This is a genomic window from Streptosporangiales bacterium, from assembly GCA_009379955.1.
Classification (GTDB): Bacteria; Actinomycetota; Actinomycetes; order Streptosporangiales; family WHST01; genus WHST01.
In genome coordinates this window covers 18,461-31,000 of record WHST01000078.1, presented here as the reverse complement: position 1 = coordinate 31,000, position 12,540 = coordinate 18,461, and the positions used below count along the sequence as shown (strand labels likewise).

Sequence of the window (12,540 nt, the reverse complement as noted above, 5' to 3'; positions counted from 1 at the left end):
GGCGACGGTCCCCACGAGACAGCCGGCGACTACTACCCTTGGACAAGACATCCTCCTGATGAGTGGTTGGGACACCAAGCCCGTTTACCCCATCAGGGGGATGTCCTGATCTCCAACCATCCGTTCAGGTCTTTACTACGGTGCGCACCCGTTGCGTCCGAGGAACCGGTGGCGATGGCCACCACTGTTTCGGACGTCCCGCCTCGGTTACCCGTACCCGCCAGGCCGACGGAAGGAGCGACATGCGTGCGGTGACCTGGCAGGGCCGACGCGACGTCTCGGTGGACACCGTCCCCGACCCGAGGATCGAGGAGCCGACGGATGCGATCGTCCGGGTGACGTCGACGGGCATCTGCGGATCGGACCTGCACCTGTACGAGGTGCTCGGTCCGTTCCTCGACAAGGGTGACGTCCTCGGCCACGAACCGATGGGCGTGGTGGAGGAGGTGGGCGCCGACGTCACCGCCGTCGCGCCGGGCGACCGGGTCGTGATCCCGTTCACCATCTGCTGCGGTGACTGTCACATGTGCAGCCAGGGTCTCCACTCACAGTGCGAGACCACCCAGGTGCGGTCGAAGGGCATGGGGGCGTCGCTGTTCGGCTACACCAAGCTCTACGGGCAGGTGCCGGGCGGACAGGCCGAGCTGCTCCGCGTCCCGCACGCGAACTTCATGCCGATCACGGTGCCGGAGGGGCCGCCGGACGACCGCTTCGTCTACCTGTCCGACGTGCTGCCCACCGCCTGGCAGGCGGTCGAGTACGCGTCGATCCCGCCAGGCGGCACCGTCGCCGTCCTCGGCCTCGGGCCGATCGGCGACATGGCCTGCCGCGTCGCCTCGCTGGGCGACGTCGGGCGGGTGATCGGCATCGACCTCGTCGACGAGCGGCTGGAGCGCGCCGCCAAGCGTGGCGTGGAGACCCTCGACCTCCGCCGGCACGACGAGGTCGCCGAGGTGGTCAGGGAGATGACCGACGGGCGCGGACCCGACTCGGTCATCGACGCCGTCGGGCTCGAGGCGCACGGTGCGCCCAAGGCGAGGCTGATGCAGCAGATCACCGGCCTCCTCCCCGACGCCCTCTCGGCACCGTTGATGGAGCGTGCGGGAGTGGACCGGCTGCACGCCCTGTACCTCGCCATCGACATCGTCAGGCGCGGCGGCACGATCTCGGTGGTCGGTGTGTACGGCGGCATGGCCGACCCGATGCCGATGCTGACGCTCTTCGACAAGCAGGTGCAGCTGCGGATGGGACAGGCCAACGTCAAACGTTGGGTCGACGACATCATGCCGCTGCTCACCGACGGTGACCCCCTGGGTGTCGACGGTTTCGCCACGCACGTCCTGCCGCTCGACTCCGCCCCCCGGGGGTACGAGATCTTCCAGCAGAAGAAGGACGGGGCGATCAAGGTGCTGCTCCGACCGTGACGGGGGACTTACCGTGACGCACGGAAGAAATCGGGACAACTGCGGTTATCCGCGGATCGGTGTGGGTAGGCGTGCGCCACAGACGTTCACCGGGGGTGGCGTTGGAGTCGTAGATGAAGAACGGACCCACGATGGCGGCGGCTGTCGCCATCGGATACTTACTCGGCCGGTCGAAGAAGATGAAGCTCGCCCTGATGGTGGGCGCAGCCGCGGCCGGAGCACGCATGGACAAGACGGCCCTGTTACACAAGGGCGGGGACCTGCTCAAGTCCGCACCAGGCCTGGACGGCCTCGGCGCCCAGGCGCGAAGCCGGCTCGTACAGACGGGGAAGACCGCGGCGGTCGCCGCCGCCGGCAAGGGCATCGACTCGCTGAGTGACCGGCTGGCGGACCGCGCCGACCGGCTCCGGTCGGTCGCCCCCGACTCGGAGTCGGACGACGAGGACGAGACCGAGGATGAACCACAGGCCGAGGATGAACCACAGGCTGAGGATGAACCACAGGCTGAGGACGAACCACAGGCCGAGGAACAGTCCGACGACGGGACGGGCGAGAAGAGCACGCGCAAGCGCTCGACGTCACAGGCCCGCCAGAAGACGTCCACGAGCAAGAAGACATCGTCCGGCAAGTCCGGCGCCCGATCGTCGAACAGCGGCTCGTCGAAGCGGCGGAGGAGTACGACCAATGGCTGACCGCACAGCATCGCCGGTCGCGGACCTCCCGGTCGACCGGTTGAAGCAGGAACTGAAGAACCTCGCCGGCGCCTACGCGACGCGGGCGGTCAAGGCGGCAACCGGTCGGGTGGAGGACACGGCCGGCCGCCTCACGGAATACGCGGAAGGCGGCGGGCCGGGCCTGAAGGCGGCGCTCACGGGTGCGCAGGCGAAGGCACAGGGCAAGTCCGGTGCCTTCGGCGCACTCAAGGGAGCGGTGTCCGGCATCGGCAACAAGGTCAAGGAAAAGCTCGGCGGGGGTTCCAGCGGCGGAGGGACCAAGGTGAAGGTCACCAACATGGTCGAGGACATCGACGTCGGTGTCCCGGTGCGGGTGGCGTACAACCAGTGGACCCAGTTCCAGGACTGGGCCGGCTTCATGAAGAAGGTCGAGTGGGTCGACCAGAAGGAGGACGAGAAGCTCGGCATCAAGGCTCAGGTCTTCTGGTCACACCGCGCCTGGGACGCGACGATCACCGAGCAGGTGCCTGACGAGCGCATCGTGTGGAAGTCGTCCGGCGAGAAGGGCTATGTCGACGGGACTGTGACGTTCCACGAGCTCGCCCCCCGCCTCACCAAGATCCTGGTCGTCCTGGAGTACCACCCGCAGGGCCTGTTCGAGAAGACCGGCAACCTCTGGCGCGCCCAGGGCAGGCGTGCCCGTCTGGAGCTGAAGCACTTCCGTCGGCACGTCATGACCCGCACCATCCTCGACCCGGACGCAGTCGAGGGCTGGCGCGGCGAGATCCGCGACGGCGAGGTGGTCCTGACCCACGAGGACGCCCTCGACCAGGAGCAGGAGCGCGACGCCGAGGACGACGACGAGCGCGACGAGGAGGAGGAAGAGGAAGAGAGGGAGACCGCGGCGAGCGACGACGAGTACGAAGACGAGGAACCCGAAGAGGAAGCGGAAGAGGAAGAGCCGTCGCGCGGCAACCAACGCCGGCGACGGACGACAGCCACATCCGGGGCGAGAGGGTGAGCGGTAGATGACAGTGGCGACCATGGATCGCGGGAGGGGCGGCTACGTCGACAGGCCGTCCTCGAGCTCGCTCGCCGACGTCCTGAACATCATCCTCGACAAGGGCCTCGTCATCGACGCGTACGTCCGCGTGTCCCTCGTCGGTATCGAGCTGTTGACGATCGATGCGCGGATCGTCATCGCGAGCGTCGACACGTACCTGCGGTTCGCCGAGGCCACGAGCCGGCTCGACCTCACCCAGCAGGGCGGCAAGGACCTGCCGGAGCTGGTCGAGAGCATGAGCGAGAGCGGCTCCAAGGGCAAGACGTCGGGTGCGCTCTCCGGGATCAAGGAGGCCGTCACCGGTGGGTCCGACGACGACGAGGACGACCGCGAGCGGCAGCCGGCACGCAAGCCGCGTCGCCGGCAGCAGCAGCGCAGCAGGTCCTCGGACGACTCGTGACCGGTCGCACCGATTCGCAGCCGTCGGCACCGGTCGACCGGCGTGACCCCAGCGGCCCGCACTACGTCTACGGCGTGGTGCGGGCCGGCACCACGGTGCCCGGCGGCGTGGTGGGCGTCGGCGGGGGCGAGGAGCTGTACCTGCTCGAGGGCGACGGGCTCGCACTGCTCGCCGGTCCGATCGACGCCGCGCACCACCTGGCCACTCAGCGGGACGTGCTGGCGCACGCGCGGGTCCTCGACGCGGTGGCCGCCGGCGCACCGGTCCTGCCGATGCGCTACGGCACGGTGGTCGACGACCCTGCCGGAGCGGTCGACGAGATCGTCGGTCAATCACACGAGCGGTTCGCCGAGCTGCTCGCGGACCTCGACGGTGCGGCGCAGTACTCGCTGCGCGCGACGTACCACGAGGAGACGGTGCTCGCCGAGGTGCTGGCGGAGGATCCCGAGATCAGGGAACTGACCGAGGCGACGCGCGGCCAGGACCCCGACATCGTCTACGGGCCGCGGGTGCGCCTGGGGGAGCTGGTCGTGGGCGCGCTCGCCGCGAAGCGCCGCGCCGACTCGACGGTGGTGCTCGCCGCCCTGACCCCGCACCTGCGTACGGCCGCCACGAGAGAGCCGGGCGCACCCGACGAGGTACTCGACGTCGCCCTTCTCGTCGACCGGTCGAAGCGCGGGCGTTTCGAGGAAGCGGTCGACGACGTCGGCCGCAGGACGGCGGACCGGATGCGGCTGCGGCTCATCGGACCGCAGGCCCCGTACGACTTCGTCCCGGGGACGTGACCGATGGGCCTGTTCACCGGACTGTTGACGCTGCCGCTGGCACCGGTCAGGGCGACGGCGTGGATCGCCGAGGTGGTGCTCGAGCAGGCAGAGCGCGAGTACTACGACCCGGCGGTCATCCGCCGCCAGCTCGCCGAGGTCGACGAGGCGCGGGATGCGGGCGTCATCACCGAGGAGGAGGCGGCCGAGCTGGAGCAGCGGCTCATCGAGCGGCTGATGCACTGACACCTGCCGAAGGGAGGACGCCGTGGCCACCAGCGGTTCCGACTCTGGTGACGAGAACGAGCAAACCGGTGACGAGAACGAGCAGACGGGTGACGAGAAGAAGCAGACGACGAGACGCCGGACCCGGACTAGGGACTCCGGCGACGACAGCGCGGACGGCACCGATGAGAGGCGCCGGCGCACACGTTCCAGGACGGCCACCGAGATCGCGCGGGAGGCGTCGCGCCAGCTGGCCGAGCTCACCGGCCGTAAGCCCGAGGCCGTGACGGCGCTGTCGCGTACCGACGACGGCTGGAGCGTGGACTTCGACGTCGTGGAGATCCGCCGTGTGCCGGAGACGGCCGACGTCATCGGGGTCTACCGTGCCGAGCTCGACGAGAACGCCGAGCTGCTGTCGTACCGGCGGATCGAACGGTTCGTGCGTTCGCAGACCCGGGAGGGGTGAGCGCCGTGGACTCGCCAGTCGTCACCGGGGGCGACGGCAGGGTCGCGCGCGGCGGAGCGTCGACGTCCCCGGCCCCGCAGCCGGCGAACCTCGCGGACATCCTCGAACGCGTCCTCGACAAGGGCATCGTCATCGCCGGTGACATCAGGATCAACCTGCTCGACATCGAGCTGCTGACGGTCAAGATCAGGCTTCTCGTCGCGTCGGTCGACAAGGCCGCCGAGATGGGGATCGACTGGTGGAAGGACGACCCGTCGCTGAGCTCCGGAGCCCGAGGCGGCGATGACCGCGAGCTCGAGGACGAGAACCGCCGGCTCAGGCAGCGGATCGAGGAGCTGGAGTCGAGCGGCGAGCTGGAGTCGGGTGAGCGCCGGGGGGCCAGCCGTGACTGAGTACGGCACCTACTTCTACGCCGTCGGCCGCCCGCTCGTGCCGGACGACGTGACAGGCCTCACCGGCGTGGCCGGCGCTCCCGTCCGGGTCATCGAGCACCGCCGGCTCGCGGCCGCCGTCAGCACGGTCGACCTGGCGGAGTTCGGTGAGGAGGGGCTGCGCCGCAACCTCGAGGACCTCGGCTGGCTCGAGACGGTCGCGCGGGCGCACAACCGCGTCGTCGCGAGGGTCGGCGAGGTCGCGACCTGTGCGCCGCTGCGGCTCGCGACGGTCTGCCTCGACGACGACAGCGTGCGCGCCAAGCTCGACGACTGGCACGGCGACCTCGAGCAGACGTTGGCGCGGCTCGCCGGCCGGGTCGAGCTGGGCGTCAAGGGGTACACCGACGCGGTCGGCGTCGCCGCGACCGCCGCGGCGACGGGCGTGGGCGAGTCGGGTACCGCGTACCTGATGCGTCGCCGGCAGGAGACCACCCGCCGCGCCGAGGCGGCCGACGCCGCCGCGGAGGTCGCCGACGGCGTGCACGCGGAGCTGGCCGGCCGCGCGGTCGCGAGCCGCAGGTACCCGCCGCAGGAGCAGCGGCTGAGCGGCCACGAGGGCCACATGGTCCTCAACGCCACGTACCTCGTCGACCGGTCCCGCGAGCAAGACCTCCGGACATTCGCCGAGCGACTGGCGAAGGAGCGTCCCGGCCTGCGGCTCGAGGTGACCGGCCCGTGGTCGCCGTACTCGTTCGCCGATGTGGGCACGGGCTCGACATGAGTCAGGCGGTACGGGAACCCGCACCGGAGTCACTCGCGCACGAGGTGAGCCCCCGGCGCGACGTCGCCCTCGTCGACCTGCTCGACCGCCTGCTCGGGGCGGGCGTCGTGCTCAGCGGCGACGTGACGATCTCGCTCGCCGGCGTCGACCTCGTCCGGATCAAGCTGCACGCCCTCGTCATGTCCGTGCGCAGCGAGCTGGAGGACGGCCCCCATGAATGAGGCGCAGAACGAGGCGCAGCCGACGCCGGGCCACGTGACGAACCTCTCCGATCGGCTGGAGACCGATTCGGACAACGTCGCGCGCGACCTGATGCGTCTCGTGCTTACCCTCATCGAGCTCGTCCGTCAGCTGATGGAACGTCAGGCGCTCCGCCGCGTCGACCAGGGCGACCTGTCCGACGACCAGGTCGAGGAGCTCGGTCAGGCACTGATGCACCTGGAGGGGGCGATGGCCGAGCTGCAGGACAGGTACGGCTTCACCCCCGGCGACCTGAACATCGACCTCGGCCCGCTCGGTACCCTCCTCGCCGAGGAGCCGCTGCGTCGTTGACCGCCCCCGGGCGTGCGCTCCAGCGCCGCAACCCGTGAGGGTGCCCCTCACAGGCCTCGTCGGTAACGGGACTCCCGGTACTGCCGGACCCAGTCGACGGTAGTGCGCCACATGCCGTCGTCGCCCTTGACCGCCCGCAGGCGTCCGCGGATCGCCGCCATACGCAGGGCGTTCTCCGAGAGGTCGCCACGCGCCGTCGCGGCGAGGGGGACCAGCTCAGCCGGTCCGGCGACGGCTGGCAGCACGAACCGGTGCAGGTTGGCCGTCACGCTGCGTGCGACCAGCTCACCCAGCGGTCCGAAGTCTCCTGCGTCCGCCTTGCGGAGACCTCTGAGGTACGCATCGCGGTCCCGTTTGTAGATGATCGCCGGTGGGTAGCCGAGGCGGACGAGGATCAGGTTGAGCATGAGGCGACCCGCACGGCCGTTCCCGTCGAGAAACGGGTGGATCCGCTCGAACTCGCCGTGGACCCGGGCCAGTGCCTCGGGGAGCGGCTCGCCAGCCCCACGACGGAGTCCGTTCGTGGCATCGACCCATCCGTTCAGCTGATGCTCGACGTCGGTCCACGACGGCGGCTTCGTGCCAGCCGAGAACGGTGCGATCTCGTGACGGCGGAAATCCCCCGGCCGCTCGTCGCCACCGGCGTGCGTGTGTGGCTCGACCGTCCACAGCGGGGTCATGCAGAGGTGGTGGACGTGGCGCACGTCCTGAACGCACACGAGCTCGCCGTCGTGCCAGTCGTCCGGTGCCAATGCCTGTCGGTACACCCAGGTCGCGGCGTCACCGTAGCCGCGGACCTCGAGATACTCGCGGAGCGGCTTTCCGCCGACAACCGTGCCCTCGTCCAGCAACTTCTGAACTTCCCTGGGAACGAGAGTGTTGCCTTCGATGGCCGTGCTGTTGTGCGCCTCCTGGTGCCACAGCTCGACCCAGATGTCCGCCGCTTCCGTCGGCGTGGGAAGGCCGCCGAACCGGTCGCGGAGCTCCCCCACCGCTTCATCGAGCCGGCGGTAGATCGCGACGCGCGACGGTCTGCCGGACGGCGCCATGGTGACTCCAAAGTGTTCGAGCTGCTCCAATGTAACTGTACCGAACACTTATAGCCCCGGGCCTCGGGCGAGGTGTGTCCTGAGACGACCTGGTCACGGGAGGGTCGGGACGAGGATCACCTTGCCCGAGACTTCGCCTGACTCGGCGTAGCGCAGGGCGTCCGAGGCCTGGGGGAGCGGGAACGACCGGGCGATCTGTGCGGTGAGCTCGCCCTTCGCCACCAGGCCGAACACCTCGGCGAGGTCGCGGCGCAGTGCCGCGCGGTACCGGTCGGGATTGCGCGCCTTGCCCTTCCACAGGTCGAAGAACGTCGCCCGCCTGCCGTTCGGCAGCAGGTTCCACGCCATCAGTCGGACCAGCAGCTTCAGGACCGGCAGCCGCGGGTTGCCCGGCAGGTCCTTGGTCGAGGCGCTGCCGTACGAGACGAGCGTGCCGCCGCGGTGCAGCATGCGCCACGAGTCGACGATGCCAGGACCGCCGACGTGGTCGAACACGGCCGCCACGCCCTCGGGTGCGATCGTGCGGACCCGGGCGAGCAGGTCGTCGTCGCGGTAGTCGAACGGAACGGCGCCCAGGTCCCGCAGTCGGTCGTGGTGGCGTGGGGAGGCGGTGCCGATGACCTTGATCCCTGCGTGCCGTGTCAGCTGGACGAGCGTCGAGCCGACCCCGCCGTTCGCACCGAGGACGACGATGGTCTGGCCGGACGTGACCCGAGCTATCCGGTGCAGCATCCGCCAGGCGGTCACGCCGTTGACGACCACGGTCTCGGCCTCGGCCGGTCCCACGCCCTCCGGCACCTCGACGAGGTCTGCGGCGGGCAGGAGCACGCGGTCGGCCCACGCCCCGGTCTTGGTCAGTGCGGCCACCCGCTGGCCGACCCGTACGTCGTCGGGCGACACACCTAGGCCCAGCGCCTCGACGACGCCGACCAGGTCGTAGCCGGGGACGAAGGGGAACGCCGGCTGGTCGTAGTACTTGCCCCGACGCATCTGCTGCTCGGCGAACGACACGCCGCTCGCCTCGAGCCGCACCACCGCCTCGCCAGGACCCGGCGGCGGCAGCTCTCGGACGCGCATCCGCAACGTCTCCGGCTCACCGACGCCCGGCAGGACCATCTCGGTCGCGCGCATCTCACACCGTCCTCAGAAGTAGTCTCTAACGTTAGAGGTTCTAACAAGAGAGTGACCCTGTAAGGTGATGTTGTCAAGGCCGAGAGGTGAGGTGCGCGATGGCGGAGACCCGCGAGGAGCCGGGTGGCATCCGTGGCCGGTTCCGGGCACAGGTGCGGAGCGAGGCGAAGCAGGTCGCGTTGCGTCAGCTCGCGGTGGGCGGTCCCCAGGCGCTGTCGATCAACGCCATCGGCAAGGAGCTCGGCGTCTCTGGGCCGGCCCTCTACCGCTACTTCGCCAACCGTGACGATCTGCTGACCGAGCTCGTCGCCGACGCTTACCACGACCTGGCTGCCGCGCTCGCCGCCGCCACCCGCCGCGCGCGCCGGCTCCGCCCGGAGCGGCGGCTCCGCGCGGTCGTTGCCGCGTACCGCGACTGGGCGAGAGCCGAGCCGCACCGCTACCGACTGCTGTTCGCCGCACCGCTGCCGGGTTACGACGCGCACTCCACCCGGCTCGTCACGGCCTCGCAGGAGGCGATGCAGGTCCTTCTCGACGTCCTCGCCGACCTCGTGCCCCAGAACGGCGACGGCGGCGGCGAAGCGGACCTCCTGGACGGCCAGCTCGACTCATGGTCCAGGACGCGTGGGCTGACCGGTGTCGGACCCACCCTGGCACTGCGATCGGTCATGGCGTGGTCCCGGTTGCACGGCCTGGTCAGTCTGGAGATCGAGGGCAACTTCGCGTCGATGGGCCTCGATCCCGACCTCCTGTTCGACGCAGAGGTCGCCGCACTCGTATCCCCGCCGTCGCAGGCGTAGGCCAGGTCGCGGGCCGCCGACGGTCGTACGGATACGGTGTGCGCGGGAGTTGATGTGACCGAGTGGTGGTGGCTCGCCGGCGGGGTCGTGTTGACGGCCGGCACGGGTGTGGCGGTGGCGGCGGAGTTCTCGCTCGTCACCGTCGAGCGCAGCACCGTCGAGCGCGCGGCCGACGGTGGTGACCGGTCCGCGGCACGGGTGCTGCGCAGCGTGCGCACGCTGTCGACGCAGCTCTCCGGCGCACAGATCGCGATCAGCTTCACCACCCTGCTCGTCGGCTATCTCGTCGAGCCGTCGCTCGCGAGCCTCCTCCGCGGGCCGTTCGAGAGCATCGGCGTGCCGGCGGGGGTCGTAGGCCCGCTGGCCGTGGTGCTGGCGATGTTCGCCGCGACGATGTTCTCGATGCTGTTCGGCGAGCTGGTGCCGAAGAACCTCGCGATCGCCCTACCGCTGGGCACCGCCCGCTGGTCGGCACCGGCGCAGTACGTGTTCACCATGATCACGTCGCCGCTCATCAAGGTTCTCAACGGCAGCGCGAACGGCTTCGTCCGCGCGATCGGCCTCGAGCCGCAGGAGGAGCTGTCGAGCGGGCGCACACCGGAGGAGCTCGCGGCGGTCGTCCGCCACTCGGCCGAGGAGGGCACGCTCGACCGCAGGACCGCCACCAGGGTGTGGCGCACGCTCGACTTCGGCCGGCGCACGGCGTCCGACGTGATGGTGCACCGCATCCACGTGGCGACCGTCGACCACGACGCCAGCGCGGCCGACGTGATCGAGGCCACCCGGCGGACGGGGAGGTCGAAGTTCCCCGTGGTGCGGGAGAGCGCCGACGACGTCGTCGGCATCGTGCACCTGAAGAGTGCCGTCGCCGTCCCTGCCGACCGGCGTGACCGGGTGCCGGTGACCGACGTGATGACCGAGGTCATGCGCGTCCCCGACTCGCTGCGGCTCAACGCCCTGATGCTGGACCTGAAGGAACGGGGACTGCCGCTCGCGATCGTCCAGGACGAGTACGGCGGCACCGCGGGGATCGTCACGCTGGAGGACGTCGTCGAGGAGGTCGTCGGCAACGTCGCCGACGAGAACGATCCCGCCCCCGTCGAGGTCTCCCGCGAGGCCGACGGGTCGTGGCTCATCGCCGGCACCTTGCGTCCTGACGAGGTGCGCCACGCGACCGGCATCGACGTCCCCGACGGCACCGACTACGACACGGTCGCCGGCTACCTGCTGCTGCGCCTCGGTCGTATCGCCGAGCAGGACGACGTGGTCGAGATGGCAGGCGGACGGCTCGAGGTCGAGCGGCTCGACGGCCGTCAGATCGAATGGCTGCGGTTCCGGCCCGACGGCGGTGAACCGACGTCATGAGCCCGGGTCTCGGGATCGCCCTCGGTGTCCTGCTGCTGCTGGCCAACGCGTTCTTCGTCGGTGCGGAGTTCGCCGTCATCTCCGCGCGCCGCAGCCAGATCGAGCCCCGCGCGGAGGCGGGGAGCAGGGCGGCGCGGACGACCCTGTGGGCGATGGAGCACCTCTCGCTGATGCTCGCCTGCGCGCAGCTCGGCATCACGGTCTGCTCGCTCGGCCTGCTCGTCATCACCGAGCCGGCGCTGCACCACCTGCTCGAGGTGCCGTTGCACGCGCTGGGCCTGTCCGACGCCGTGGTGAGCACCGTCGCGTTCGTCGTCGCGCTCGTCGTGGTCGGCTACCTGCACGTGCTCGCGGGCGAGATGATCCCGAAGAACATCTCGCTGTCGGTGCCCGACCGCGCGGCCCTGCTGCTCGCCCCGGCGCTGGTGGGGGTGAGCAGGGTCGTCAGGCCGCTGATCGTCGTGCTCAACTGGGCGGCCAACGGTGTGCTGCGACTGGCTCGCGTGCATCCCAAGGACGAGGTGTCGTCGGTCTACACGCTCGAGGAGGTCAGGTCGCTCGTCGACGCGTCGCAGCGCGAGGGCCTCGTCGACGACCGGGACGGCCTGCTCGCCGGCAGCCTCACGTTCGGCGAACGGGTCACCCGCGACGTCCTCGTGCCGCTCGCCGACCTCGTCTCCGTGCCCGAGGACGCGCGCCCGTCGCAGGTCGAGGGTCTCGTCGCGCGCACCGGGTACAGCCGCTTCCCCGTCCTGCGCGACGGAGAGCTCCTCGGCTACCTCCACCTGCAGGACGTCCTCTACGAGGAGGACGCCTACGACGAGCCGATCCCGTCCGGACGCATCCACCGGGTCGGCACGGTCGGGGAGCGCGACGGCACCGACGACGTCATCGCCCGCATGCAACGCGAGCGCGTGCACCTGCTCGGCGTCGTCGACGCGAACGACGCGCTGCTCGGCGTGGTGTTCTTCGAGGACATCCTCGAGGAGCTGGTCGGCGAGATCAGGGACGCGATGCAGGCCGAATCTCCGAGGGCGGAGTCTCCGACGGCGGAGTCGCCGCCTGCCTGACGGTCATGGCTCCAGCGTCGTGCGTCCGCTGGTGACCATGTTGCCCGGGTGGACGTCTCCGTGCAGCGGCTGGAGGTCGCCCGGCGGCCGCTCGAACAGCGGCCACATCTCGTCGACCGCGCCGCGCAGCGATGCGGCCTCGTCGGCGTCGATCAGGTCGTCCGCTCCGTCGAGTGCGTCGAGTCCCCTGGCGATGTCGTTCGCCGCGGGAGCGAGCACCGGCAGGTCGCCGGGGTAGGTACGCATCGCGGCGTGCAGGTCGACGAGCATCGAGGCGCAGTCGGCGAACGTCACCTCGCGGTCCGGATCGGGCCGGACATGGGTCCAGAAGCTGATCGCGAGGCCGTCGCGTTCGTGCGGGCCGGGCGGCAGCTCGCCGCTGGACTGCATAGGCTGGCGACG

17 protein-coding genes are annotated in these 12,540 nt (G+C 70.3%); 14 read left to right on the top strand and 3 right to left on the bottom strand.

Translation table 11 applies throughout. The features are described 5' to 3' along the window. The first annotated feature begins 242 nt into the window (after nt 1-242). From GEV10_21225 to GEV10_21175, 11 genes are all read left to right on the top strand, one after another. Nucleotides 243-1,424, top strand: coding sequence for an alcohol dehydrogenase catalytic domain-containing protein (locus GEV10_21225; protein ID MQA80970.1), 1,182 nt, complete (start codon nt 243-245; stop codon nt 1,422-1,424). A gap of 113 nt (nt 1,425-1,537) precedes the next feature. After that, entirely contained in the window at nt 1,538-2,116 is a 579-nt protein-coding gene (locus tag GEV10_21220; protein ID MQA80969.1) for a hypothetical protein, read from the top strand. Then, complete coding sequence (locus GEV10_21215) at nt 2,109-3,119, top strand: cyclase (GenBank protein ID MQA80968.1); 1,011 nt, start codon at nt 2,109-2,111, stop codon at nt 3,117-3,119. The genes GEV10_21220 and GEV10_21215 overlap by 8 nt, the downstream gene beginning before the upstream one ends. A 7-nt stretch (nt 3,120-3,126) precedes the next feature. Continuing rightward, nucleotides 3,127-3,561 carry a gas vesicle structural protein GvpA gene (gene gvpA, locus GEV10_21210; protein ID MQA80967.1) on the top strand — a complete coding sequence of 145 codons (435 nt, stop codon included), beginning with the start codon at nt 3,127-3,129 and terminating at the stop codon, nt 3,559-3,561. Continuing rightward, on the top strand, nt 3,558-4,346 hold the full coding sequence (locus GEV10_21205; protein MQA80966.1) for a gas vesicle synthesis GvpLGvpF: 789 nt from the start codon (nt 3,558-3,560) through the stop codon (nt 4,344-4,346). The genes gvpA and GEV10_21205 overlap by 4 nt, the downstream gene beginning before the upstream one ends. 3 nt (nt 4,347-4,349) lie before the next feature. Continuing rightward, complete coding sequence (locus GEV10_21200; GenBank protein MQA80965.1) at nt 4,350-4,571, top strand: gas vesicle protein; 222 nt, start codon at nt 4,350-4,352, stop codon at nt 4,569-4,571. Nucleotides 4,572-4,593: 22 nt separating this feature from the next. Next, a complete protein-coding gene (locus tag GEV10_21195) occupies nt 4,594-5,016 on the top strand; it encodes a hypothetical protein (protein MQA80964.1) in 423 nt (140 codons plus the stop codon). Nucleotides 5,017-5,021: 5 nt separating this feature from the next. Next, on the top strand, nt 5,022-5,408 hold the full coding sequence (locus tag GEV10_21190; GenBank protein MQA80963.1) for a gas vesicle protein: 387 nt from the start codon (nt 5,022-5,024) through the stop codon (nt 5,406-5,408). Then, nucleotides 5,299-6,171, top strand: a complete 873-nt coding sequence (locus GEV10_21185; protein ID MQA80962.1) for a gas vesicle protein GvpFL — start codon at nt 5,299-5,301, stop codon at nt 6,169-6,171. Before GEV10_21190 ends, GEV10_21185 begins: the two co-directional genes overlap by 110 nt. Continuing rightward, nucleotides 6,168-6,392 carry a gas vesicle protein gene (locus GEV10_21180; GenBank protein ID MQA80961.1) on the top strand — a complete coding sequence of 75 codons (225 nt, stop codon included), beginning with the start codon at nt 6,168-6,170 and terminating at the stop codon, nt 6,390-6,392. The genes GEV10_21185 and GEV10_21180 overlap by 4 nt, the downstream gene beginning before the upstream one ends. Further along, nucleotides 6,385-6,723 carry a gas vesicle protein K gene (locus tag GEV10_21175; protein ID MQA80960.1) on the top strand — a complete coding sequence of 113 codons (339 nt, stop codon included), beginning with the start codon at nt 6,385-6,387 and terminating at the stop codon, nt 6,721-6,723. The genes GEV10_21180 and GEV10_21175 overlap by 8 nt, the downstream gene beginning before the upstream one ends. A gap of 47 nt (nt 6,724-6,770) precedes the next feature. Here the strand turns inward: GEV10_21175 and GEV10_21170 are convergent, their stop codons facing one another. After that, complete coding sequence (locus tag GEV10_21170) at nt 6,771-7,772, bottom strand: Fic family protein (protein ID MQA80959.1); 1,002 nt, start codon at nt 7,770-7,772, stop codon at nt 6,771-6,773. Nucleotides 7,773-7,865: 93 nt separating this feature from the next. Further along, the gene (locus tag GEV10_21165) at nt 7,866-8,903 is read right to left on the bottom strand and encodes a zinc-binding dehydrogenase (protein MQA80958.1); all 1,038 of its coding nucleotides are present in this window, start codon (nt 8,901-8,903) and stop codon (nt 7,866-7,868) included. Between the two features lie 98 nt (nt 8,904-9,001). Between GEV10_21165 and GEV10_21160 the strand changes: the two genes are divergently transcribed. From GEV10_21160 to GEV10_21150, 3 genes are read left to right on the top strand one after another with little or no spacing between them, the layout of a single operon-like run. Further along, nucleotides 9,002-9,703 carry a TetR family transcriptional regulator gene (locus GEV10_21160; GenBank protein MQA80957.1) on the top strand — a complete coding sequence of 234 codons (702 nt, stop codon included), beginning with the start codon at nt 9,002-9,004 and terminating at the stop codon, nt 9,701-9,703. Nucleotides 9,704-9,757: 54 nt separating this feature from the next. Beyond that, on the top strand, nt 9,758-11,068 hold the full coding sequence (locus GEV10_21155; GenBank protein MQA80956.1) for a DUF21 domain-containing protein: 1,311 nt from the start codon (nt 9,758-9,760) through the stop codon (nt 11,066-11,068). After that, nucleotides 11,065-12,138 (top strand): DUF21 domain-containing protein, encoded by a 1,074-nt coding sequence (locus GEV10_21150; protein MQA80955.1) that lies wholly within the window; start codon nt 11,065-11,067, stop codon nt 12,136-12,138. The genes GEV10_21155 and GEV10_21150 overlap by 4 nt, the downstream gene beginning before the upstream one ends. Nucleotides 12,139-12,141: 3 nt before the next feature. Here the strand turns inward: GEV10_21150 and GEV10_21145 are convergent, their stop codons facing one another. Next, nucleotides 12,142-12,528: a phosphotransferase gene (locus tag GEV10_21145; protein ID MQA80954.1), complete on the bottom strand. Its 387-nt coding sequence runs from the start codon at nt 12,526-12,528 to the stop codon at nt 12,142-12,144. Between the last annotated feature and the right edge of the window lie 12 nt (nt 12,529-12,540).

Coding starts and splice junctions, on each gene's coding strand:
- gvpA (MQA80967.1), top strand. CDS start 3,127: ATGACAGTGGCGACCATGGATCGCGGGAGGGGCGGCTACGTCGACAGG.
- GEV10_21185 (MQA80962.1), top strand. CDS start 5,299: ATGACCGCGAGCTCGAGGACGAGAACCGCCGGCTCAGGCAGCGGATCG.
- GEV10_21215 (MQA80968.1), top strand. CDS start 2,109: ATGGCTGACCGCACAGCATCGCCGGTCGCGGACCTCCCGGTCGACCGG.
- GEV10_21225 (MQA80970.1), top strand. CDS start 243: ATGCGTGCGGTGACCTGGCAGGGCCGACGCGACGTCTCGGTGGACACC.
- GEV10_21160 (MQA80957.1), top strand. CDS start 9,002: ATGGCGGAGACCCGCGAGGAGCCGGGTGGCATCCGTGGCCGGTTCCGG.
- GEV10_21145 (MQA80954.1), bottom strand. CDS start 12,528: ATGCAGTCCAGCGGCGAGCTGCCGCCCGGCCCGCACGAACGCGACGGC.
- GEV10_21165 (MQA80958.1), bottom strand. CDS start 8,903: ATGCGCGCGACCGAGATGGTCCTGCCGGGCGTCGGTGAGCCGGAGACG.
- GEV10_21200 (MQA80965.1), top strand. CDS start 4,350: ATGGGCCTGTTCACCGGACTGTTGACGCTGCCGCTGGCACCGGTCAGG.
- GEV10_21180 (MQA80961.1), top strand. CDS start 6,168: ATGAGTCAGGCGGTACGGGAACCCGCACCGGAGTCACTCGCGCACGAG.
- GEV10_21170 (MQA80959.1), bottom strand. CDS start 7,772: ATGGCGCCGTCCGGCAGACCGTCGCGCGTCGCGATCTACCGCCGGCTC.
- GEV10_21150 (MQA80955.1), top strand. CDS start 11,065: ATGAGCCCGGGTCTCGGGATCGCCCTCGGTGTCCTGCTGCTGCTGGCC.
- GEV10_21175 (MQA80960.1), top strand. CDS start 6,385: ATGAATGAGGCGCAGAACGAGGCGCAGCCGACGCCGGGCCACGTGACG.
- GEV10_21220 (MQA80969.1), top strand. CDS start 1,538: ATGAAGAACGGACCCACGATGGCGGCGGCTGTCGCCATCGGATACTTA.